We start from the raw sequence: 21,654 nt of genomic DNA on the forward strand, positions 1-21,654 counted from the left end.
CCCCTGTGATGCGGGCCGAGCTTAGCGCGCCACGCCCCCCGCGCAACGGCGAACTGGCAGGCGCGGACAGGGACTGCTAACCTGCCGCGGATGGCCAGCCCCAGCCCCCTTTCCATTGCCGCCGTTCTGCTGGCGGCGGGCCGCTCCACCCGGTTCGGGTCGGACAAGCTGCGCGCCGATTGCGGCGGCCAGCCGGTGCTGACCCGTGCGGCACGCGCCCTGCGCGACGCCGCCCCCGGCCCTTGCCTCGCGGTGCTGCGCGATGCCGCCCAAGCCGATCTGCTACCCAACGGCTACCAGATTGCCCTGTGTCAAGATCAGCAAAGTGACAGCCTGCGCATGGCCGTAAGATGGGCCGCAAGCGCCCCCGGTCTGCTGATCGCACTTGCGGATATGCCCTTCGTCACCCCCGACCTGCACCGCGCCGTCATGGCCGCAATGACGACGCTGCCCGCCTGTGCGCGCGCGGCTTCTCCGCTGCCCCCTGCCGTCTTCCCGGCGGCGTGGTTTCCCCGGCTGCAGCGGCTGACCGGCGACCGGGGCGCAGGCGCGCTGCTGCGGGACCTGCCGGCCCGGCAATATGTCACCGCGCCCGCGCATCAGCTGCGCGATATCGACCGCCCCTCGGACCTGCCCTGACAGGATTGCCACAGCCCGGGCCGCCCTGCTTTCGCGCGCTTTCCAATGCCTTGCGGCAAGGATAAGACGGCCCTGCCTGACAGGAGTCCCGCCATGACCGACACCCTCCGCATCCAGCCGCAACCCGGCATCATGGACATCGCCCGCTATGTGGGCGGTGCGGCGCAGATCGCCGGGCATGAGCACGTGGTCAAACTGTCCTCGAACGAAAATCCCTACGGGCCTTCCGAAAAGGCGCGCGAGGCCGCTGCCCGCACCGCCCCTCAGATGCACCGCTATCCCAATACCGATCACGCCAGTCTGCGCGCCGCCATTGCCGAGGTCCACGGCCTCGATCCCGACCGGATCATCTGCGGCGTGGGCTCGGATGAAGTGCTGCAATTCGCCGCCCAGTGCTTCGCCGGGCCGGGGGACGAGGTCATCATGACCGAACACGGCTTTTCGATGTATCCGATCCTCGCCCGCGCGGCGGGTGCTTTACCGGTGATCGTCGCCGAAATCGAACGGCGCGTCGATGTCGACGCCATCCTGAACGCGGTCACCGACAGGACCCGGATCGTGTTTCTGACCAATCCGGGCAACCCGACCGGCACCTTGCTGACCGAAGCCGAGGTGCGGCGTCTGGCTGAAGGCCTGCCGGGCAATGTCCTGCTGGTCCATGACGGCGCCTATACCGAATTCGCGGGCGATGATTTCCGGCTGGACTTCGCGCTTGCCGACGAATTCCCGAATGTGCTGTCCACCCGGACCTTCTCCAAGATCTACGGGCTGGGCGGATTGCGGATCGGCTGGGGCTATGCGCAGCGCGACCTGATCGATGTGATGAACCGCGTCCGCCAGCCGTTCAACCTGTCCGTGGTCCAGCTGGCGGCAGCCGAGGCCGCGATGCGCGACCGCGACCACTTCACCCGCTGCCAGACCGAAAACGCCAAATGGCGGCACTGGCTGCGCAAGGCGCTGCTGGATCTGGGCGTGGAATGTGACGAGAGCCATACCAACTTCCTCCTCGCCCGTTTCCGGGACGAGGCAACCGCCAACGCCTGCGACGAGGCGCTGAAGGCCGACGGGCTGATCGTGCGCAAGGTGGCGGGCTACGGCCTGCCCAACTGCCTGCGCATCACCATCGGGGACGAGCCGTCCTGCCGCCGCGTCGCCGATGTCATTGGCCGTTTCATGACCGAGAGGGCTCAAGCATGAGCGTGATCTACAACAAGGTCGCCCTGATCGGGCTGGGCCTGATCGCCGGCTCCATCGCGCTTGCCGCGCGCGAGGCCGGCGTCGCCGGCAAGATTTCGGGCACCTCGCGCAGCGCCAAGACCCGCGCCGCCGCCCGCGATCTGAAGCTGGTCGATGAGGTCGTCGACAATGCGGCCGCCGCCGTGCGCAATGCCGATCTGGTGGTCCTCTGCGTGCCGGTGGGGGCGATGGGCAAGGTGATGGCGGAAATCAAGCCGCATCTGAAACCGGGCGCGGTGGTCACCGATGTGGGATCGGTCAAGCAGGAGGTGATCGCCCAGGTCACCCCGCATCTGCCCGAGAACGTGACCTTCATCCCCGGCCACCCGCTGGCCGGCACCGAACATTCCGGCCCCTATTCCGGCTTTGCCGAACTGTTCCAGAACCGCTGGTGGCTGCTGACGCCCCTGCCCGACACCGACCCCGAACAGCTCTCGCGCCTGCGCCGCTTCATCCGCGCGCTCGGCGCCAATGTCGAGGATATGGACCCCGCCCATCACGATCTGGTGCTGGCGGTGACCAGTCACACCCCGCACCTGATCGCCTATACGATGGTGGGCGTCGCCGATCACCTGAAACGGGTGACGGAATCCGAGGTCATCAAGTATTCCGCCGCCGGTTTTCGCGACTTCACCCGGATCGCCGCCTCGGACCCGACCATGTGGCGCGATGTGTTCCTGACCAACAAGGATGCTGTGCTGGATATCCTCGGGCGCTTCACCGAGGAACTGTTCATGTTGCAACGTGCCATCCGCATGGGCGACGGCGAGCAGCTGCACGATTATTTCACCCGCACCCGCGCCATCCGCCGCGGCATCATCGAGGCCGGGCAGGATACCTCGGCCCCCGACTTCGGGCGCGGCGCGAAGAAGGACTGACGGCCGGGGCTCTGCCCCGGACCCCGGGATATTGGGACCAAAGCGAAAGCGGCTTTCATTCTGGTCCAAATATCCATCGGGCCGCGCGGCCCGAGAGGTGATCTCAGATGAGGCCCGCCGCCTCGAAATCGGCCAACAGGCTGCGCTCGGGCCGGGCGCCGACATGGCTGATGACCTCGGAGGCGGCCATGACCGCCATGCGGCCGGCTGTTTCCAGATCAACCCCCGATGCGAGGCCGAAGATCAGGCCGGCGGCAAACTGATCCCCTGCGCCCGTCGCATCGACCGGGGTGATCCGGTGCACCGGCACCTCGATGCGTTGATTGCCCCGGATCAGGATCGCCGGATCGCCCGATCGCGTGCAGATCACCGTGCCGCAATCGGCGGTGGCCTGCTGCAGCGCCTCGTCGAGGTTGGTCTGATACAGCGATTCCCATTCATGGGCATTGCCGATGACGTAATCCATCGTTTCGGAGACCAGCCTGCGGAAATCACCGCGGTGACGGTCGACGCAGAACGGGTCGGACAGCGCAATGCCCGCTTGCCCGCCCGCGCGGTGGCAGGCATTGGCCGCCGCCAGGAACGCCGCCTTCCCCGCCGGCTTGTCGAACAGGTAGCCTTCGAGGAACAGCCATCTATTGCCCGCGAACACATCTTCGGCAACATCATCGGGGCCGAGATTGGCCGAAATGCCCAGATAGGTGTTCATCGAGCGTTCGCCGTCCGGGGTCACAAAGATGATCGAGCGCGAGGTCGGCAAATTGCCCCCCGAGACGGGTGGGTTGATGAAACGGGTGCCCTCGGCCTCGGTGTCATGGGCGTAAGCCTGACCCAGCTCATCATCGGCGACGCGGCCGATGAAGGCAGTTTTCAGCCCCATCCGGCCGATGCCCGCCAGCGTATTGGCCACCGATCCGCCCGGCACCAGCCGCGCCTTGCCGCGCCGCGCCTGCTGGGCCAAAAGAAACTCCGACCGCTCGCGTTCGACCAGCTGCATGATCCCCTTCTCGACGCCCATGTCGATCAGGTCCTGATCCCCGGTCGATTGAATGATGTCGATAATGGCATTGCCGATGCCGATGACATGGAATCCGGTCATTCGGTCTTCTCCTCGAATGGGCAGAGTTCGTTGATGGGGCAGATGGAGCAGCGCGGCCGCCGCGCCTGGCAGACATAGCGTCCGTGCAGGATCAGCCAGTGATGCGCGTTCTGCTGAAAGGGGGCGGGGACATTGTCCTCGATGGCACGCTCGACCTCGGCGACATCGCGTCCGGGGGCGATGCGGGTGCGGTTGCCGACGCGGAAGATATGGGTGTCGACGGCCTGCGCGGGGACGTGGAAGACGCTGTTCAGGACCACATTGGCGGTCTTGCGCCCCACCCCCGGCAGCGACATCAGCGCCGCCCGGCTGGACGGGACCTCGCCCTCGTATTCCTCCACCAGCCGCCGCGACAGCTTCATCACGTTCTTCGCCTTCTGACGGAACAGGCCGATGGATTTGATGTGGTCCAGCAGGGCGTCCTCGCCCAGATCCAGCATCTGCTGCGGGGTCTTCACGATGGCGAACAGGTCCTTGGTCGCCCGGTTCACGCCCGCATCGGTCGCCTGCGCCGACAGCGCCACCGCGACCAGCAGCTGAAAGGCGTTCTCGTGGTGCAATTCGGTGACCGGCGCCGGGTCGGCATCGCGCAGCCGCGAGAAGATCGCGACCTGCTGGGCATAGGGCAAGGGGATGGGCAAACGGGCCATGGCCGCCTCTTGCCCGCAGGGGGAAGGCAGATCAAGCGCAGATCGCGATTTCGCGCGCCCGGCACTGGCTGTTTTTCAGGAAGTTGTGACCGATAATCAGCGCTCTGACCGCTTGTCGCCTAGGCAATGGAGGGAACCTGTGCGAGGGTGCGTGCGTTTGCGGAACAAGCCAGACCCCGGCCGGGGCCGAGCGATCAACCGACTGAAAGGCAAGTAGATGAATATGCGTGTTTCCCTTCTTCTGGGCGCCGCCGGCGTGATGGCGCTTGGCGCATGCGCCACCAACCCCGACGGCACGATGGGCACGACCCTCAGCAAGACCCAGCAGGGCGCGCTGATCGGCGCCGTGGCCGGGGGCGCGTTGGCCGCAGGCCGGGATAAAGACAAGAACAACCAGGGCAAGGACTTCCTGAAGGGCGCCGTGCTGGGCGCCGCCGCCGGCGCCGTCGCGGGCAACGTCCTCGAGGCGCAGGAAAAGCAGCTGCGTCAGGTGATGACCTCGCCGGGCGTGCAGATCATCAACCGGGGCGACTACCTGCAGGTCATCATGCCCTCGGGTCTGCTGTTCGCCTCGGACAGCGCCGCCGTGTCCGGCCAGGCGCAGAACGACCTGTATGGTCTGGCGCAGAGCCTGAACCAGTATCCGAACAGCCGCGTGGAAATCTACGGTCACACCGATTCCACCGCCTCGGACGCGCATAACCTGGATCTGTCGCAGCGCCGGGCGCAGTCGGTCGGCGGCATCCTGACCGCCTCGGGCGTGTCGCCGCAGCGCTTGGTCATGGTCGGCCGTGGCGAAAGCCAGCCGGTCGCCAGCAACGACACCCAGCAGGGCCGCAGCCAGAACCGCCGCGTGGAAATCCTGATCCGCCCGACCAGGTGATCGGTCAGGCATGAATGCGAAAGGCCGGGCATGTCGCCCGGCCTTTCTGCTTTCCTGCCAAGGCTCTCAGCCCTTCAAGGCGGCCGCAACGGCATCTTTCAACGGCGTGGTGGGGCGCCCGATCAGCCGCTTCAGATCGCCGCTGGTGTCGTAAAGTGCCCCTTTCGACGCCCCGACATCCCAGCCCGCAATCGCCTGCGCCAGCCCTTCCGGCAGCCCGGCCCCGGTCAGCACGGCGGCATATTCCGCTTCGGGCAGGTTGTGATAGGGAATGTCGCGCCCGGTCTGGGCCGAAACCTCGGCTGCGAGCTCGGCCAATGTCCAGGCATCATCGCCCGCCAGCTCATAGGTCTTGCCGTCATGCCCCTCGGTGGTCAGCACCGCGACGGCCGCCTCGGCGAAATCCTGACGCGTCGCCGAGGCGATCCGACCTTCGCCCGCGCTGCCCGCCAGCGCCCCATGGGCCACCGCAGCGGGGACGGAACCGGTGTAATTCTCGGTATACCAGCCATTGCGCAGAATGGTGAACGGAATGCCCGAGGCTTTCAGCGCCGCTTCGGTCTGCACATGCTCGGCCGCAAGGCTGAGGGGCGAGGTATCGGCATGCAGCAGGCTGGTATAGACGATGCGCCCGACGCCAGCCGCCTTGGCGGCGTCGATGACGTTCTGATGCTGCACCGCGCGTTGCCCGACCTCACTCGACGAGATCAACAGCAGCGTTTCCACGCCCTTCAGCGCCGCCTCCAGTGCCGCGGGCGCGCCGTAATCGGCAGCGCGCGCCTGCACACCCAGATCGGCGGCCTTGGCCGGATCGCGCACCAGCGCGACGATGTCGCTGGCTGGAACTTTCGCTTTCAGATCGGCGATCACAAGGCGGCCCAGCTGGCCCGTCGCGCCCGTCACTGCAATGGTCATATCGTTATTCCTTTCGGTTCTGGTGAAATCGATGTAGACGCATTACTTATAATTCGTAAGTACGAACGTTTCTGTAAGTATGGAAAAAAGATGCAGCAGCCTGAAACCCTGTCAGAAAAAATGCGCCGAGGCGACCTGATGGCGGCAGAATGCCCCTCGCGCGAGGTGCTGAAGCACCTGACCAGCCGCTGGGGCGTGCTGGTGATGATCGCGTTGGAAGATGGTGAGACCCGCCGCTTCAGCCAGTTGAAGCGCGCCATCGGCGGCGTCAGCGAACGGATGCTGGCCCAGACCCTGCAATGGCTGGAGGCCGACGGGCTTGTCCTGCGCATCGCCCATGACGTCGTGCCGCCGCATGTCGATTACCGGCTGACGCCACTGGGCATGGAGGCGGCCGAGAAAGTGCGCCTGTTAGCCGACTGGATCGAGACCCGCCTGCCCCGGATCGCGGCGGGTTGGGCGAATCGCGCGGCGTAACCCGCCGCGGCTGACGAAAAGGCCCGGCACGCTTGCGCGGCCGGGCCTTTGATCCCTGTCCCTCGGGATCGGTATCAGTGCAGGCGCTGCGCCACTTCGTTGATGGCGGCGTCAATGTCTGCACTGCGGTCCGACACAACGCCCTGCTGACGCAGAACGGCGCTGGCGGCAGCCACGGCGGTGGCGACGGCGCTGTCGCGCACGGCGCGCACGGCGTCGCCTTCGGCAGAGGCGATCTGATCCTCGGCCGCTTTCAGGCGGCGCTGGATCGAAGCCTCCAGATCGGCCTTGGCCTTGTCGGCCTGGGCAAGCGCCTCGCGCTTGGCATTGGCGACGATCTCATCGGCCTGGCCCTTCACCTCGCGCTGGCGACGCTCGTAAGAGGCATAGATCTCCTGCGCTTCTTCGCGCAGGCGCTTGGCCTCCTCCAGATCGGCACGGATGCCCTCGGCGCGCTTGTCCAGCAGGCCGCCGATGATCTGCGGCACCTTGTAGTAGACCAGAATGCCGATGAAGATCAGGAAGGCGATGGTGACGATGAAGTCGGTATTGCGCAGGCTGAAGAACGGACCCGACGCGGCAAGCGCGGGCGAGGCCGTCAGAGACAGCAGGATGGCGAGTTTCTTCATCACGCAGCCCCTTTCAGACGCGCATCGACAGCCGCGTCGATGGCCGCTTCATCCGCCTTGCCGCCAAAGGCGCGCACCAGTTCGGCGGTGACCTCGCGGGCGACGCTGCGGGCATCGGCGGTGGCGCTGTCACGGATCGCCGCGATGCGCTTTTCCGATTCCCCGGCGCGGGCCGAAATCTCGGCATCGGCCTTGTCGATGGCGGTATTCAGTTCGGTCTGGATCTCGGCCTTCTGGGCGGCAATGATCTTGCCGGCCTCGGTCCGGGCATCGGCAAGCGCCTTGCCATAGGCCGCCTCGGCGTCCTTGGCCTTTTTCTTGAATTCCTCGGCCTGCATCAGATCGCCGGTGATGGCGCCCTGACGGTCCGAAATGATGGCGCCGATTCGCGGCAACGCCACTTTCGACAGCACCCAGTACAGCACGGCCAGCGTGACCAGCAGCCAGAAGATCTGGTTGCCGAAGGTCGAAACGTCGAGCTGGGGCATGCCCGCGCTTTGGGCTGCTTCGCCCGCATGGGCCGCAGCGCCTGCCGCTTCAACGGCATGGGCCGCGTCGGCACCTTGACCGGCCGCAGCAGCGGCGGCGGCTTCGGCATTGGCGGGGGCCGCGTGGGTATCGGTTTCGGCGGCTGTGCTGGCCGCCTGTTGCAACAGGCTGAACATGTCCTACCTCTGGCCTTTCAAGTCACAATCGGGTGGGGGCACGGCCCCCACCCAACCGCAAGGATGGCAGAAATCAGACTGCGAACAGCAGCAGCAGCGCGACCAGGAACGAGAAGATGCCCAGAGCTTCGGCGAAAGCCATGCCGATGAACAGCGTGGCGGTCTGCGAAGCGGCAGCCGACGGGTTGCGCAGAGCGCCCGACAGGTAGTTGCCGGCAACGTTGCCCACCCCGATGGCGGCGCCCGCCATACCGATGCAAGCGAGACCCGCGCCGAGATACTGACCCATTTGTTCCATTGTTATTGCTCCTTGAGGCTATGGAATGGTTGGATTGATGAACCGACCTTGCAGACCCGTCAGTGCGACGGGTGCAGCGCGTCCTTCAGATAGACGCAGGTCAGAATGGTGAAGACATATGCCTGGATGATGCAGACCATCACTTCCAGCGCATAAACGCCGACGATACCCAGCACGGCCAGCGGCGCGATCCAGGCGATGGCGGCGAAGGCCGCGAACACCTTGATCACCGCGTGACCCGCCATGACGTTGCCGGCAAGTCGAATGGAGTGGCTGACCGGGCGCACGAAATACGAGATCAGCTCGATCACCGCCAGCACCGGCCGCAGCGCCAGGGGCGCCGAATTGACCCAGAACAGACCCAGGAAATGGGTGCCGTTCTTGACGAAGCCCAGCACGGTGACGCCGACGAAGACCATCAGCGCCAGCACGCCCGTGACCGCGATCTGCGAGGTGGTCGAGAAGCTTTTCGGCAGCAGCCCCAGATAGTTGGCGAACAGGATGAAGCAGAACAACGTCATCACGAAGGGGAAATATTTCAGACCGTCCTTGCCGGTCACGTCCTCGACCATCTTGTGGACCATGCCATACAGCATTTCCGCGATCGACTGGACCCGGCTGGGGATGATGGCGCGGCCGCGCGTACCGAACACCAGCAGCGCGATGATCGCCAGCAGGGTCAGGCCCATCCACAGTGTCGCGTTGGTCGGGGTGTACCAATAGATCGGGCCGTCGCCGAACAGCGGCTTGACCACGAACTGTTCCATCGGGTGAAAGGCAAGGCCGGTGTCAGCTTCCGTCGCCACGTGTGTCATCCCTCGTCTTTTGCAGGTCTCCCTGCATGTTCGCCGCAGCCTTGCGCTGCATTTCCTGGGCGGTGCCTAGCATCACCTTGATGCCGGCCGCCAGCCCCGCAAGCAGGAACGGGATCAGGAAGATCGGCATGGTGCCGAAATACCAGTCCAGCCCATAGCCGATCCCGAACCCGATCCCGAGTCCCGAGACCAGCTCGATCACCATGCGCCACGCCGTGTCGGCGTGATTCAGCGTGATCGCCGTCTGCGAGGGCGTCTTGGGGGCGGTCACCTGCGCCAATCGCTCCTCCAGACGCCGCAGCCTGTCAGGATCAGGGCCGCCGTGGTCGCGATTGGGCAAGTCTCACACCCCCGTTATCTCAGGGCCGGGTGATAGGGGGCGGACGGCCCCGAGTCAAGCACAACACCCCCCACGGCAATTCATTGAATTTCATTGCAATTTTCCTCGTCCTGCGGCGCGTTGCGGGGTTGCGCCGACCGCCGGACCGGATCATAATTCAACCGCAAAGTTGAGTATCAGGGCGATTTATTCTTCGATGTCCGACCCCCAGCCGCATCTGGACCAGATCTTTTCGGCCCTTGCCGACCCAACCCGGCGGCGGATTCTGTCGATGCTGCTGGAAGACGACATGGCCGTCACCGATGTCGCCGCCCCGTTCGAGATGAGCCTCGCCGCCGTCTCCAAGCATCTTGTGGTGCTGGCGGCGGCCGGGCTGATCCGCCAGGAAAAACGCGGACGCATCACCTGGTGTCAGATCGAACCCGACGGGCTGCGCCGCGCCTCCATCTGGATGCAGGGCTTCGGCCAGTTCGATCCGGTCGATCTCGACGATTTCGAACGCTTTCTGCAGGAGGTTCTGGAAGAAGGCCCATCCGGCTGATGTGCAGCGCGACCGTTACGGCCTGTCCGCCGCTTTCTGCTGGCTGTCCCGGTGTCCCGGCGGCGCTGAATGTGGCGGTGCCGGGTCATCAGTCGTTCCCATCGCCGGCCCCGGAAACGGCTGATGGACGGATTGGACGCGCGCGCCCGGCATCATGGCCGACAGCGCAGACAATGAGGCGATGCGAAGGATCATCCGCAATGGCGGCTTGGCGAAATGAGAGCCGGCGCGGCAATCCCCGCGCCGGTCTGGGTCAAGCGGCGCGTGCCAGCGGCGCTTCCAGCGGCAGCGGGTTGTGGTCGTAATAGCCGAACATCACTTCCAGAACGGCAAGCGCCTCGGTTCTGTCGGCGTCGCGTTTGGGCGCAGCGGGGGCGTTGGCGGGCTTCATCGTGAACCTCACGGATATCATGGTTCCTCCCACGGGCGCAAAAATAATGCCGCGCCGCAGCATGTTCAACTGCGGCGCGGCATTCGCGCCTGCGGCAAAAGCGCCCGGCCGGATCAGACGATACGGTCGACCAGCATGTGCTTGATCTCGGCAATCGCCTTGGCCGGGTTCAGCCCCTTGGGGCAGGTATTGGTGCAGTTCATGATCGTGTGGCAGCGATACAGCTTGAACGGATCTTCCAGCGCGTCCAGCCGCTCGGGCGTAGCCTCGTCACGGCTGTCGATGATCCAGCGATAGGCCGCCAGAAGCGTCGCCGGCCCAAGATAACGGTCGCCATTCCACCAATAGCTGGGGCAAGAGGTCGAGCAGGAGGCGCACATGATACACTCATACAGACCATCCAGCTTCTTGCGATCCTCGATCGACTGGCGCCATTCCTTCGGCGGTTCGGGCGAATGGGTGATCAGGTAGGGCTTGATGCTGGCATGCTGGGCATAGAAATGCGTCAGGTCCGGGATCAGGTCCTTGACCACCGGCATATGCGGCAGCGGATAAATGCTCACGTCGCCCTTGATCTCGTCCATGCCGTAGATGCAGGCCAGATGGTTGCCGCCATCGATATTCATCGCGCAGGAGCCGCAGATGCCTTCGCGGCAGGAGCGCCGGAAGCTCAGCGTCGGGTCGATTTCGGATTTGATCTTGATGAGCGCGTCCAGAACCATCGGGCCGCAGCGGTCCATATCGACGAAATAGGTGTCGAGCCGCGGATTCTCGCCCGTGTCCGGGTCCCAGCGATAGATCTTGAACTTGCGCAGATTCGTGGCGCCTTCCGGCTTCGGCCAGGTCTTGCCAACCCGGATCTGGCTGTTCTTGGGCAGAGAAAATTCGACCATGCTCAGGCTCCTTGCTTCTGGGTCATGCGGACCTGGAAGGCGACGTCAGGGTAGATCCATGCCTTGCGGCACGGTTGGGCCGAAGCCCGGTTTCATTTCCGTGCCGGGCGATAGCCTTCCCAGCCGGGGTGTTCGTAAAGCGGGCGCGAGGGCGGATAGCCCGACCGGCGTTTGACGCAGGTGGCGTAAACCTCGGCAGGATCGCGCCCCATGATGTAATCGGACGAGACCGATATCTCGAATGAGCCGTAGGCGCGGCTATGCCCGCCGCTGCCGATACCCACCCCCACCGACCCGCGCGGGGCACGGGCCATATAGGCGTCCTCCATGCAGACCCGCTCGGCCTGGGGCAAGGGGATCGGCCCGCAGGCGGCGAGCGCCACCGGGCCGATCAGCAGCGACATGATCGCCGCGCCCCGCATCAGGCGGTCGCCGCGACCTTGGCGATGCATTGCGTCGTCTGGGGACGCTGCACGATCACCGCCACCGAGGAGGCCGCCGAAGTGCTGTCGTTCACACCGCGCGCCGCAATGTCGGCGACTTCCGCCATCGAGGCATTGTTGACCACGCAATCGGTATAGGGCGCAACGTTGCGGCCCGGCAGGCGCTTGGCCATTTCCCGATTGACGACATCGCGGGCGATTGCGCGGGTCGAACTGTCCAGCGTGCTGGTCGGCGGGGCGACCGGCGGCGGATTGACGACGGGCGCAGTCGGCGGAGTGGTGACAGGGGCCACGCAGCCGGCCAAGGCCAGCGACACGACACCAAGCGAGAGGATCAGACGCATCAGTAAACCCTTTTCTTCGGTGCAATCTTCTTCAGATCGATACCACCTTCTGATTCTTTCGTCAGCGGTTCAAGGTGCACGGGCCGATAGGCCAGCGTCACGTTGTTGCCATCAACCCACGCAAGGCTGTGCTTGCGCCATTCCTCGTCATTGCGGTCCGGGTAGTCCTCATGCGCATGGGCGCCGCGCGATTCCTTGCGGGCCTCGGCGGCGACGATGGTCGCCAGCGCGTTGGGCATGAGGTTCGTCAGTTCCAACGTTTCCATCAGGTCGGTGTTCCAGATCAACCCTCGGTCAGTCACGTGGAGGTCGTCCAGCTTTGACGCGATTTTCTCCATCTTCTCAACACCTTCCGCCAAAGTCTTGTCGGTGCGGAAGACGGCAGCATCGGCCTGCATCGTACGCTGCATCTCGTTGCGCAGAACCGCCGTGGGCGTGCCGCCATTGGCATTGCGGATGCGGTCGAAACGTTCGAGGATCTTGTCGACGGCGGCCACGTTGGTCGCCGGGATCGGTGCTGCGCGGTCCACCACCTCGCCAGCCTTGATGGCGGCGGCGCGCCCGAACACCACCAGATCGATCAGCGAATTCGAGCCGAGACGGTTCGCCCCGTGAACCGATGCGCAGCCGGCCTCGCCCACCGCCATCAGGCCGGGGAAGATCGCGTCGGGATGTTCCGGCGTCGGGTTCAGAACCTCACCCCAATAATTGGTGGGGATGCCGCCCATGTTATAATGCACGGTCGGCAGCACAGGGATCGGTTGGCGGGTCACATCGACCCCGGCGAAGATGCGCGCTGATTCCGAGATGCCCGGCAGGCGTTCATGCAGGGTTTCCGGCGGCAAATGCATCAGGTTCAGGAAGATGTGGTCCTTTTCGGGACCGACGCCACGGCCTTCGCGGATTTCCAGCGTCATACAGCGCGAGACCACGTCGCGGGACGCCAGATCCTTGTAGGTCGGCGCATAGCGTTCCATGAACCGCTCGCCTTCCGAGTTGGTCAGATAGCCGCCTTCGCCGCGGGCACCCTCGGTGATCAGGCAGCCCGAGCCGTAGATGCCGGTCGGGTGGAACTGCACGAATTCCATGTCCTGCAGCGGCAAGCCTGCGCGCGCGACCATCCCGCCGCCGTCGCCGGTGCAGGTATGGGCCGAGGTGGCGCTGAAATAGGCGCGCCCGTAACCGCCGGTGGCCAGCACGACCATTTTCGCATTGAAGACATGCAGGGTGCCGTCGTCCAGCTTCCAGCAGACGACGCCGGTGCATTTGCCATCGGTGATGATCAGGTCGAGCGCGAAATACTCGATGAAGAATTCCGCGTTGTTCTTGAGGCTCTGGCCATAGAGGGTGTGCAGGATGGCGTGACCGGTGCGGTCAGCGGCGGCACAGGTGCGCTGCACCGGCGGTCCCTCGCCGAATTCGGTGGTGTGGCCGCCGAAGGGGCGCTGATAGATCTTGCCCTCCTCGGTGCGGGAAAACGGCACGCCGTAATGTTCCAGCTCGTACACAGCCTTGGGCGCTTCGCGGGCGAGGTATTCCATCGCATCGGTATCGCCCAGCCAGTCCGACCCTTTCACGGTGTCGTACATATGCCATTGCCAGTTGTCCGGCCCCATGTTGGACAGCGAGGCGGCGATGCCGCCCTGCGCCGCGACGGTGTGGGAACGGGTCGGGAAGACCTTGCTCACGCAGGCGGTGCGCAGCCCCTGTTCGGCCATGCCCAGCGTCGCGCGCAGACCCGCGCCGCCCGCCCCCACCACGACCACATCATAGTCGTGGACCTGATAGGGGTATTTCGCCGCAATCGCTTCGTCGCGACGGGTTTCATGCTTGTGTTCGGACATGTCGACCTCAGATCTGCGCGGTGGCAAGCAGCATGCGCGCCATGGCGAATAGCGTGGTGGCGATGACGGCCCAGCCGAAGACGGCGGCGACGACCAGCCCGACCTTGCGGGCGGTGTGCTGCAGATAGTCGTCGATCAGGATCCGCGTCCCCTTGATGAAATGCAGCATCCCCAGCGTCATATAGGCGGCGATCACGATGGCCGGATAGGGATGGCTGAAATAGGCCAGGATCTCGGTCCGGCCGGGCAGTTGCAGGGCAGTGCCCACGACCATCAGGAAGGACGGGGTCAGCAGCGCCAGCGCGGCGGAACTGACCGTCATCCACCAGTGATGCTCGGTCCCGGTATGCGAGGCGCCGAGGCCGACGGCGGCTTTGCGCGGGGTGATGTAACGCATGGCTTCCCCTTACAGGCAGTAGATGAGCAGGCTCAGCACGGTCATGACGACCGAACCGGCGATGATGGCGATGCTGGATTTGCGGGCGGTCTCGATCTCCAGCCCGTGGCCGGCGTCATAGAAGAAGTGACGGATCCCGGCGAGGAAGTGATACCACAGCGCCCAGGTCGAACCGAGAAAGACGATGAAGCCGAACCAGCTGCGCGCGAGGGCATCGGCGCATTCCCAGGTGCGCCCCCCCACCGCCGCGCCCAGCAGCCAGAAGGCCAGCAGCAGCAGCCCCGCCACCATCGCCTGCCCGGTGGCCCGGTTCAGGATCGAGGTCTTGGCGGCCAGCGGCAGTTGATAGACCTGCAGATGCGGTGAAAGCGGCCGGTTTCCCCGGTTCACATCAGCCATGTCGTCCCCCTTCATATTGCGTGCGGGCCCACGGCGTCAGCTGGCGTGCGGGCTGGCTGGAATTTGCGAGATGTCTTACGGCTTTTTTCGCGCCTGTCACGGGGCCTTGTCCACCCCCGTAACAATTTCCGGCGAAATCCCGCATTTGTGATCACAGCAAACAAGGGTGTGATCACAGGGCCTTGCGCAAAGGTCAAGATGCGGCGGCAATTCATCTGGCGGAAAAGAACCACGGCACCTTCCCGGAGAATTGCCCCGACTGGACCTGACCCGGCGCGATCTCGAACCGGGCCATCCGACCGATCATGCCGGCCCGCGGGACGATCTCCTCGACGACGTGGTAATAGGGCCGGTCGATATAGTCATCGAACAGCACCGTCAGCGGCTTGCGGCAGTGAAGCATGGTGGCGGCAAGGCAGGCGATGCGGAAGCGGCCGTCGATCAGCACCAGATCGGGATCAAAGCCGGGATCCTGCCAAAGCGCATAGGGATAGGTCCAGAACCTGTCCCATCGGTCGCTGTCGGTCGGCCGTCCCCAGGACCTGGTCGGACCGATATCGCAATGCTGCACGGTGACACGTCCCGGCGGCACGCCCTGCGCATCGATCCAGCGCCGCAGCTGCGCCGCCCATTCGCGGTCGCTTTCGATGCTGAGGACGCGCGCCGCGCATTCGGTCGCCGCGAATGCGGTCGAGCCGCCCGACCCGTATTCCCCGATCACCTGCGCCGCGCGATAGGCGACTCGCAGGGCCTCGGCCTCTGCTGCGGGCATGTGGATGCTCGGCTCGAACGGCCTGGCATCAGACATGGCGCGGCGGCCTCACTGCTGGCCCAACTTCATGTCGGGGTGGTATTCGCCGTGAATATCCTTGGTCACCGCCTGCCCACAGCGCATCACCCCGCGCGCCGAATCGAAGGCCATGCTGGGTTGGCCATGCAGTTGCCACCCCTGCGCCAGTGCGGCGCTGACCTTGTGGCAGAAGGCCGAGGTATCGTCCTCGGTCAGGAAGCGGTAAAGCGTCGCCATGTCACGCTCCGAACGGGTTATAGCCCAGCCAGGCATGGATCAGTCCGACCGCGCCAAAGACCAGAGCCGTGCCGAACACGGCCATGCCTTCCTTGCGGATCGGGATCGGATGGGCGGGGGGCTGCCAGCCCGGCTCGGCACGGTTGATCGCGATGATTTCCACAATCGCCCAAGCCAGCAGACCGCCGAACAGCACCAGCGAGGGCAGATCGCCATTCACCAGCAGATGCGCGACCGCCCACAGCGCGAAGCCTACCAGCTGCGGATGGCGGATGCGCCGGGTGATGCCGGTTTTCATGCCGGACGCCGCGAACAGGTAGAAGGCCAGCAGCACCAGCAGGTTGTTGATGCCTTTCATGGCCGGCGTCGGACCCCACCAGACCTCGCCCATGGGCGCGCTGCGATAGCCCCAGATCATCAGCAGAACCGAGAAGATGATCGCCGCGCTGATCATGCCGCGCCCCGAGGTACCCAGCCTGCGGCGAGCGTCCGGGGCGAGGCGCTTGAACAGATGGGCCGCAGACCACAGGGCCACACCAAGGATCAGGATGAACATCCGGGCTTTCCTTCTTGCACGATCTTCCGGCGGCAATCTCGCATCATTGCGGCGGCGCGGCAACAGAGGCCGCAGGCGCCGCGCTGTCGGCGGCGGCGGGCGCGGTGTCGTCCAGCCAGATATCGGCCAGAGCCATCACACCGGCCACATAGAGGATGACCGTCACGGCCCCCAGCAGCACCGCACCGAGGATCGACCCACGCCCACGGATCTGCAGGAACTGGATGGTGGCAAGGATCATATAGACGCTCTGGGCGGCAAGGACGACCAGCCCCGCCGTCAGCGGCTCGGCGAAGGCAAGCAGCAGCGACAGCACGCCGGCGATGATGCTGGCCTGCGCGATGATATAGGAGAAGCCGACCCCGTATTCCCACAGGTTCAGCCCTGCCTTGCGGAAGGCCATCCGGTACACCAGCGCGAACAGCCCGATCTGGACGAAGCGCAGCGAGGTCCCCTCCTCGGCCCACATCTGGCAGAAGCCGTCAGTGGCGGCGCAGGTCTCGGTCCCGCTGAGCAGGTGGTCTACCCAGACCCGAAAGGCGAGGGCCAGCAGCAGATAGGTCGCCGGTTTGACCAGATAACTGCGGTTCTGGAACAGATAGGTACGGATGGCGGGACCGGGACGCAGGATCAGCCCGGACAGCGTGCGACGGAAGGATTTCTCCTGCCATGCGGCCGGCGAACTGCTGAAAATATCCTCGGCCCGCAAACGCGGCAGGTCCATCAGCAGCCCGCAATCGGGGCAGTATTTGCCGGGATTGGGGTGTTGGCAGGGGCTCTCATCCTCGCCCAGAATGGTGCTGCGCCAGCCCATGGCTACCCCGCAAGCCCGGTGACGCCGTCCCAGACCAGCTTGACCGAGACCAGCAGCAAGCCCCAGGTGATGATGCTGTAAAACAGCGCCTGCGGGAGGATGCGCAGCAATCGCAGCCCCAGCCAGACGCCGAAGATGGCAGGCAGGCACAGCATGGCCGCGATGCGCAGATTGTCGGGGTTCAGCTGGCCCAGCATCGCATAGGGCACCAGCTTCACCGCATTTACGATGGCGAAGAAAACCGTGGTCGTGCCCGCATAAACCGCCGTGGGCAGGCCCATCGGCTGCACATAGATCTGATAGGGCGGCGCGCCGGAATGGCTGACGAAGCTGGTATAACCCGCAATGCTGCCCCAGAACGTGCCCGCCCCCCAGCGCGACCCCCGCATCTCCCCCATGCGCGGGCGGATCAGCGCGTTCAGCGCGAAGACCGCGCCGATCAGCCCGACGATCAGCATCACCGCGTCATCCTGGACGATATGCGCCGTGGCCCAGCCCAGACCGATCCCCGCAATCGCGCCGGGCAGCAGCGTCGCCAACACCCGGCGATCGAAGCTGCGCCGGAAGGCGATCAGTCCGCCGACATCCGAGATGATAAAGACCGGCAGCATGATCCCCGCCGCCGTCACCGGCGACATGGTCAGCGACATCAGCGGCACCGAGATCATGCCGACCATGCTCAGCCCGCCCTTGGCCATGCCGACCGCAATGGCTGCGACGATCGCCAGCAGCCATGATGTTTGCGATAACTCCACCCTCTGCCCCCGCATCACGCGAATCGCGCCTTGAAAGCGTTTCGACATGGGACTAACCCATGCGCGACCATTTGACCATTTCCCGGAGGAAACCATGGCTCGACCCAAAATCGCACTCATCGGCGCCGGCCAGATCGGCGGCACGCTGGCCCATCTGGCGGCCATGAAGGAACTGGGCGACGTCGTCCTGTTCGACATCGCCGAGGGCACGCCGCAGGGTAAGGCGCTCGATATTGCGCAGTCCGGCCCGTCCGAGGGTTTCGACGCCGTGATGAAGGGCGCCAATGACTATGCCGATATCGCCGGTGCCGATGTCTGCATCGTCACCGCAGGCGTACCGCGCAAGCCGGGGATGAGCCGCGATGACCTGCTGGGCATCAACCTGAAAGTGATGAAATCGGTAGGCGAAGGCATCAAGCAATACGCGCCGAACGCCTTCGTGATCTGCATCACCAATCCGCTGGACGCGATGGTCTGGGCGCTGCAGCAATATTCGGGCCTGCCGGTGGAAAAAGTCGTCGGCATGGCAGGCGTTCTGGATTCGGCGCGCTTCCGCCACTTCCTGTCGCTGGAATTCGGCGTCTCGATGCGTGACGTGACGGCCTTCGTGCTGGGCGGCCACGGCGACACCATGGTGCCGCTGGCGCGCTATTCGACCGTCGCGGGCATCCCGCTGCCGGATCTGGTCAGCATGGGCTGGACCACGCAGGACAAGCTGGACGCCATCGTGCAGCGCACCCGTGATGGCGGCGCCGAAATCGTCGGCCTGCTGAAGACCGGCTCGGCCTTCTACGCCCCGGCCACCAGCGCCATCGAGATGGCCGAGGCCTATCTGAAAGACCAGAAACGCGTTCTGCCCTGCGCGGCCTATGTCAAGGGCGCCTATGGTCTGGACGGCCTCTATGTCGGGGTGCCGACCGTGATCGGCGCGGGCGGCGTCGAAAAGGTGATCGACATCAAGCTGAACAAGGACGAACAGGCGATGTTCGACAAGTCGGTCGACGCCGTGAAGGGCCTCGTCGCGGCCTGCAAGCAGATCGACCCCTCGCTGGCCTGATCGCCCGCACAACGGAAATGAACAGGCGGCAGGCTCTCCTGCCGCCTTTTTTCATGCCGGCAACCGGAAACGAAAACGGGCGGCGGAATGACCCGCCGCCCGTATCCGTTGCGAACCGCTTCAGCTCAGCTGAAAATGAAGTCCGACTGGTCGAGGTCCCAGTAATAGGTCTTGGCCACGATCACCTTGTTGGTGCCACCATAGGTGATGTGCGTATCCGCGCCGACCTGGGTAATGGTCAGGTCGGAATAGGCATTCGCGCCCGAACGGAACTCGATCAGGTCGTCGCCATCGTCGAAATCGGTGATGCGGTCGAAGCCGCCGCCGGCTTCGAAGAAGAACACGTCCTCATCGTCGCCGCCGGTCAGGACATCGTTGCCGGTGCCGCCGCGCAATGTGTCGCGGCCGTCATCGCCTTGCAGGCGGTCGATGCCGCCACGCCCGTCCAACAGGTCGTTGCCGTTGCCGCCCTTCAGGGTATTGGCCAGGGCGCTGCCGAAGATGCGGTCATTGCCGCCCGCACCCGCGACATTCTCGATGCCGAGGATAATGTCGACGCCTTCGCCGGTGGATTGGGCGCCGGTCTTGACCAGATCGACGGCGGTCCCGCGATTGTTGGTCATCACCAGCCAGTCGACCCCGGCACCGCCATTGATGGTGTCGTTGCCAAGGCCGCCGAGCAGCGTGTCATTCCCGGCGGCGGCGTTCAGCATGTCATTGCCGCCCGCCCCGTCCAGCCGGTTATTGCCGGTCGAGCCGGTGAAGCTGTCGTTGAGGTTGGTACCGGCGATATGCTCCACCCCGACGATCCGGTCCGTGCCTTCGCCCGTGACCTGAGCGGTGGTCACCATGAGGTTGACAGTGCGGCCGCCGCCCGCCGCAAAGGCCAGCGTATCCTCGCCCGCGCCGCCGAGGATGACGTCGTTGCCATGACCGCCGATCAGCGTGTCATTGCCTGCCGCCCCGTCCACCCGGTCATTGCCGAGGCCGGCATCCAGCGTGTTATTCGCCGCGTTGCCCGTCAGCAGGTCACTGCCCGAGCCGCTGATCACCCCCTCGATCGAGTGCAGGCTGTCCTTGCCCTGCCCGGTCTGCTGGCCACCCGTCAGGCCCAGGTTCACGATGACGGTGGTGTTGACGCGGTAATCGGCGGTGTCATGACCCAGGCCACCCAGCAGACCGTCATTGCCGAGCCCACCGATCAGCAGGTCATTTCCACCATTGCCGCGCAGCACGTCATGGCCCGCACCACCATTGATGATGTTGTCATTGTCCATCCCGCTCAGCACGTCATTGCCGCTCGTGCCGACAATCGTTTTCGCATCCGAACGGACCGAGAGGAGGAAACTGCCGGTATCGGCGTCGTAATCGCTGTCCGACCGCACGGCCAGAAAATACGGACCGGCCGACGTGGCCTTGAAGGTCAGCAGAGCCGCACCGCGGGACGAGCCATAATCATAGGAAATGACGTTCCCATTGGCATCCAGCAGGATCAGCTTGTTGTCGCTGAGCGCGGCGGCGCCGGTGCCGCTGAGGGTGACCTCATAAGTGACCCCGTTCTGGGTGTTCAGGCGATACCAGTCGACGTCCTGCACGGCATCGATCGCGCCGACCGTCTCATACCCTGCCTTGATCACTGCGGTCGTGCTGGTGTTGGCGACGACGGTATCCTTCATCGAGGACTTGATGATGAAGTTGCCCTCGGGCTGGCCGTCGCTGGAGGAATCCTGGACGTCCAGGTAATAGACACCGGTCTGGCTGGCCGTGAAGATCAGGTTATAGCCATCGTTGACATATTTGATCTCGTTGCCATTGGCGTCGCGCAAGACCAGATAGGCATCATCCAGCGGCGTCGTTCCGCCACCACTGACGACCGAAAACGAATAGCTGCGCCCCTCGACCATGGTCAACCGATACCAGTCGGAATCCCCGCTTTCGCCCAGTTGACCCGCCGTCTGGCCCGAGGCCGATATGCTGGCCGTTGTGGTGGTGTTGCCCTTGACCGTATCGCCCATCCAGGTGTTGATGACATAGGTCCCCTCAGCCTTCCCGTCGCTGCTGGAATCCACCACCTCAAGGTAATAGGTGCCCGACTGGACGGCCGTAAAGCTCAGGTTATAGCCATCGTTGACATATTTGATCTCGTTGCCATTGGAATCGCGCAAGACCAGATAGGCATCATCCAGCGGCGTCGGTCCACCACCACTCTCGACCCGGAACATATAGGTCAGACCGCTGGTCAGCGACATGCGCCACCAGTCCGAATCCCCGCTGAATTCCAAATCACTGCGATAGGCGCCCGTGCCTGTGATATTGGATGTCGTGGTCGTGTTGCCCGGAATGTCAGCCATGGTTACCCCCAAAAATACATCGATGTGATATTGCGTGGCTTTCAGGCGTCGTCAAATAGTTTCAGATTCCTGTTTCGGCTTTTTTCGCGGGGAGCTCGCCCGGTTTCCGGCGCGTTGACGTAATCGCGACACTTTTGTGAAAATCGCCCCGGCCAAAGGCATTTGTCCAGGGACCTATCACGGACCGAAAGAGCCGCCCCGCCTCAACGGCGCGGGTAGGTTCACGACATGCGCCCCGCCTGCCCGACCGGGCAAGGCGACCCGCACAGGGTCAGGTGAACAGAAAATCGGACGCGTCGATGCTGCCGCGCTGGATAT

28 protein-coding genes are annotated in these 21,654 nt (G+C 64.6%); 7 read left to right on the top strand and 21 right to left on the bottom strand.

Annotated features, from left to right (window positions below; genetic code table 11):
- Positions 1-90 precede the first annotated feature (90 nt).
- The 3 genes from H1S04_RS04060 (at position 91) to H1S04_RS04070 (ending at position 2,753) form a co-directional block, all read left to right on the top strand.
- Positions 91-639, top strand: coding sequence for a nucleotidyltransferase family protein (locus H1S04_RS04060; protein WP_181744253.1), 549 nt, complete (start codon positions 91-93; stop codon positions 637-639).
- A gap of 93 nt (positions 640-732) precedes the next feature.
- Positions 733-1,836 carry a histidinol-phosphate transaminase gene (hisC, locus tag H1S04_RS04065; protein WP_181744254.1) on the top strand — a complete coding sequence of 368 codons (1,104 nt, stop codon included), beginning with the start codon at positions 733-735 and terminating at the stop codon, positions 1,834-1,836.
- Positions 1,833-2,753, top strand: a complete 921-nt coding sequence (locus H1S04_RS04070) for a prephenate/arogenate dehydrogenase family protein (protein WP_181744255.1) — start codon at positions 1,833-1,835, stop codon at positions 2,751-2,753. The genes hisC and H1S04_RS04070 overlap by 4 nt, the downstream gene beginning before the upstream one ends.
- Before the next feature lie 103 nt (positions 2,754-2,856).
- On the opposite strand, the gene H1S04_RS04075 is transcribed toward H1S04_RS04070, so the two are convergent.
- Together H1S04_RS04075 and nth are read right to left on the bottom strand one after the other, a co-directional pair.
- On the bottom strand, positions 2,857-3,852 hold the full coding sequence (locus tag H1S04_RS04075; protein WP_181744256.1) for an adenosine kinase: 996 nt from the start codon (positions 3,850-3,852) through the stop codon (positions 2,857-2,859).
- Positions 3,849-4,502, bottom strand: coding sequence for an endonuclease III (gene nth / locus H1S04_RS04080; protein WP_181744257.1), 654 nt, complete (start codon positions 4,500-4,502; stop codon positions 3,849-3,851). The genes H1S04_RS04075 and nth overlap by 4 nt, the downstream gene beginning before the upstream one ends.
- A gap of 217 nt (positions 4,503-4,719) precedes the next feature.
- Between nth and H1S04_RS04085 the strand changes: the two genes are divergently transcribed.
- A complete protein-coding gene (locus H1S04_RS04085) occupies positions 4,720-5,385 on the top strand; it encodes an OmpA family protein (protein WP_181744258.1) in 666 nt (221 codons plus the stop codon).
- A gap of 66 nt (positions 5,386-5,451) precedes the next feature.
- On the opposite strand, the gene H1S04_RS04090 is transcribed toward H1S04_RS04085, so the two are convergent.
- Positions 5,452-6,300 carry an SDR family oxidoreductase gene (locus H1S04_RS04090; RefSeq protein ID WP_181744259.1) on the bottom strand — a complete coding sequence of 283 codons (849 nt, stop codon included), beginning with the start codon at positions 6,298-6,300 and terminating at the stop codon, positions 5,452-5,454.
- A gap of 120 nt (positions 6,301-6,420) precedes the next feature.
- Between H1S04_RS04090 and H1S04_RS04095 the strand changes: the two genes are divergently transcribed.
- Positions 6,421-6,777: a helix-turn-helix domain-containing protein gene (locus H1S04_RS04095; RefSeq protein WP_255435445.1), complete on the top strand. Its 357-nt coding sequence runs from the start codon at positions 6,421-6,423 to the stop codon at positions 6,775-6,777.
- Positions 6,778-6,851: 74 nt separating this feature from the next.
- On the opposite strand, the gene H1S04_RS04100 is transcribed toward H1S04_RS04095, so the two are convergent.
- From H1S04_RS04100 to H1S04_RS04120, 5 genes are all read right to left on the bottom strand, one after another.
- Positions 6,852-7,406 (bottom strand): F0F1 ATP synthase subunit B, encoded by a 555-nt coding sequence (locus H1S04_RS04100; protein WP_181744261.1) that lies wholly within the window; start codon positions 7,404-7,406, stop codon positions 6,852-6,854.
- On the bottom strand, positions 7,406-8,071 hold the full coding sequence (locus H1S04_RS04105; protein WP_181744262.1) for a F0F1 ATP synthase subunit B': 666 nt from the start codon (positions 8,069-8,071) through the stop codon (positions 7,406-7,408). Before H1S04_RS04105 ends, H1S04_RS04100 begins: the two co-directional genes overlap by 1 nt.
- 73 nt (positions 8,072-8,144) lie before the next feature.
- Positions 8,145-8,369: a F0F1 ATP synthase subunit C gene (locus tag H1S04_RS04110; RefSeq protein WP_101498791.1), complete on the bottom strand. Its 225-nt coding sequence runs from the start codon at positions 8,367-8,369 to the stop codon at positions 8,145-8,147.
- A gap of 59 nt (positions 8,370-8,428) precedes the next feature.
- The gene (locus H1S04_RS04115; protein ID WP_370521459.1) at positions 8,429-9,175 is read right to left on the bottom strand and encodes a F0F1 ATP synthase subunit A; all 747 of its coding nucleotides are present in this window, start codon (positions 9,173-9,175) and stop codon (positions 8,429-8,431) included.
- Positions 9,159-9,524 carry an AtpZ/AtpI family protein gene (locus tag H1S04_RS04120; protein ID WP_181744264.1) on the bottom strand — a complete coding sequence of 122 codons (366 nt, stop codon included), beginning with the start codon at positions 9,522-9,524 and terminating at the stop codon, positions 9,159-9,161. The genes H1S04_RS04115 and H1S04_RS04120 overlap by 17 nt, the downstream gene beginning before the upstream one ends.
- 196 nt (positions 9,525-9,720) lie before the next feature.
- On the opposite strand from H1S04_RS04120, the gene H1S04_RS04125 reads away from it, so the two are divergent.
- Positions 9,721-10,065: a helix-turn-helix transcriptional regulator gene (locus H1S04_RS04125; RefSeq protein ID WP_181744265.1), complete on the top strand. Its 345-nt coding sequence runs from the start codon at positions 9,721-9,723 to the stop codon at positions 10,063-10,065.
- Positions 10,066-10,318: 253 nt separating this feature from the next.
- On the opposite strand, the gene H1S04_RS04130 is transcribed toward H1S04_RS04125, so the two are convergent.
- The 12 genes from H1S04_RS04130 to H1S04_RS04185 all read right to left on the bottom strand — a co-directional run bounded on the left by H1S04_RS04130 (position 10,319) and on the right by H1S04_RS04185 (position 17,928).
- Positions 10,319-10,468 (bottom strand): hypothetical protein, encoded by a 150-nt coding sequence (locus H1S04_RS04130; RefSeq protein WP_181744266.1) that lies wholly within the window; start codon positions 10,466-10,468, stop codon positions 10,319-10,321.
- Positions 10,469-10,569: 101 nt separating this feature from the next.
- Complete coding sequence (locus tag H1S04_RS04135) at positions 10,570-11,349, bottom strand: succinate dehydrogenase iron-sulfur subunit (protein ID WP_181744267.1); 780 nt, start codon at positions 11,347-11,349, stop codon at positions 10,570-10,572.
- 92 nt (positions 11,350-11,441) lie between these two features.
- Positions 11,442-11,801 carry a hypothetical protein gene (locus H1S04_RS04140; RefSeq protein WP_255435446.1) on the bottom strand — a complete coding sequence of 120 codons (360 nt, stop codon included), beginning with the start codon at positions 11,799-11,801 and terminating at the stop codon, positions 11,442-11,444.
- Complete coding sequence (locus H1S04_RS04145; protein ID WP_181744269.1) at positions 11,771-12,136, bottom strand: hypothetical protein; 366 nt, start codon at positions 12,134-12,136, stop codon at positions 11,771-11,773. Before H1S04_RS04145 ends, H1S04_RS04140 begins: the two co-directional genes overlap by 31 nt.
- Positions 12,136-13,980 carry a succinate dehydrogenase flavoprotein subunit gene (sdhA, locus tag H1S04_RS04150; protein WP_181744270.1) on the bottom strand — a complete coding sequence of 615 codons (1,845 nt, stop codon included), beginning with the start codon at positions 13,978-13,980 and terminating at the stop codon, positions 12,136-12,138. Before sdhA ends, H1S04_RS04145 begins: the two co-directional genes overlap by 1 nt.
- 7 nt (positions 13,981-13,987) lie before the next feature.
- The gene (locus H1S04_RS04155; RefSeq protein WP_181744271.1) at positions 13,988-14,377 is read right to left on the bottom strand and encodes a succinate dehydrogenase, hydrophobic membrane anchor protein; all 390 of its coding nucleotides are present in this window, start codon (positions 14,375-14,377) and stop codon (positions 13,988-13,990) included.
- Positions 14,378-14,386: 9 nt separating this feature from the next.
- The gene (gene sdhC, locus H1S04_RS04160) at positions 14,387-14,776 is read right to left on the bottom strand and encodes a succinate dehydrogenase, cytochrome b556 subunit (protein ID WP_181744272.1); all 390 of its coding nucleotides are present in this window, start codon (positions 14,774-14,776) and stop codon (positions 14,387-14,389) included.
- A gap of 211 nt (positions 14,777-14,987) precedes the next feature.
- Complete coding sequence (locus H1S04_RS04165; protein ID WP_220185082.1) at positions 14,988-15,584, bottom strand: hypothetical protein; 597 nt, start codon at positions 15,582-15,584, stop codon at positions 14,988-14,990.
- A 12-nt stretch (positions 15,585-15,596) separates the two neighbouring features.
- Positions 15,597-15,803, bottom strand: a complete 207-nt coding sequence (locus H1S04_RS04170; protein WP_181744273.1) for a DUF1737 domain-containing protein — start codon at positions 15,801-15,803, stop codon at positions 15,597-15,599.
- Between the two features lies 1 nt (position 15,804).
- Positions 15,805-16,359: an NnrU family protein gene (locus H1S04_RS04175; RefSeq protein ID WP_181744274.1), complete on the bottom strand. Its 555-nt coding sequence runs from the start codon at positions 16,357-16,359 to the stop codon at positions 15,805-15,807.
- A 43-nt stretch (positions 16,360-16,402) separates the two neighbouring features.
- On the bottom strand, positions 16,403-17,173 hold the full coding sequence (locus tag H1S04_RS04180) for a DUF3667 domain-containing protein (RefSeq protein ID WP_181744275.1): 771 nt from the start codon (positions 17,171-17,173) through the stop codon (positions 16,403-16,405).
- Between the two features lie 2 nt (positions 17,174-17,175).
- The gene (locus tag H1S04_RS04185) at positions 17,176-17,928 is read right to left on the bottom strand and encodes a sulfite exporter TauE/SafE family protein (protein ID WP_298946035.1); all 753 of its coding nucleotides are present in this window, start codon (positions 17,926-17,928) and stop codon (positions 17,176-17,178) included.
- A 94-nt stretch (positions 17,929-18,022) separates the two neighbouring features.
- Here H1S04_RS04185 and mdh point away from each other — a divergent pair, with 94 nt between their 5' ends.
- On the top strand, positions 18,023-18,985 hold the full coding sequence (mdh, locus tag H1S04_RS04190) for a malate dehydrogenase (protein ID WP_181744276.1): 963 nt from the start codon (positions 18,023-18,025) through the stop codon (positions 18,983-18,985).
- Between the two features lie 125 nt (positions 18,986-19,110).
- Here the strand turns inward: mdh and H1S04_RS04195 are convergent, their stop codons facing one another.
- The gene (locus H1S04_RS04195) at positions 19,111-21,336 is read right to left on the bottom strand and encodes a pre-peptidase C-terminal domain-containing protein (protein ID WP_181744277.1); all 2,226 of its coding nucleotides are present in this window, start codon (positions 21,334-21,336) and stop codon (positions 19,111-19,113) included.
- Positions 21,337-21,654 lie beyond the last annotated feature (318 nt).

This window comes from Paracoccus sp. S1E-3, assembly GCF_013868135.1.
GTDB lineage: Bacteria > Pseudomonadota > Alphaproteobacteria > Rhodobacterales > Rhodobacteraceae > Paracoccus.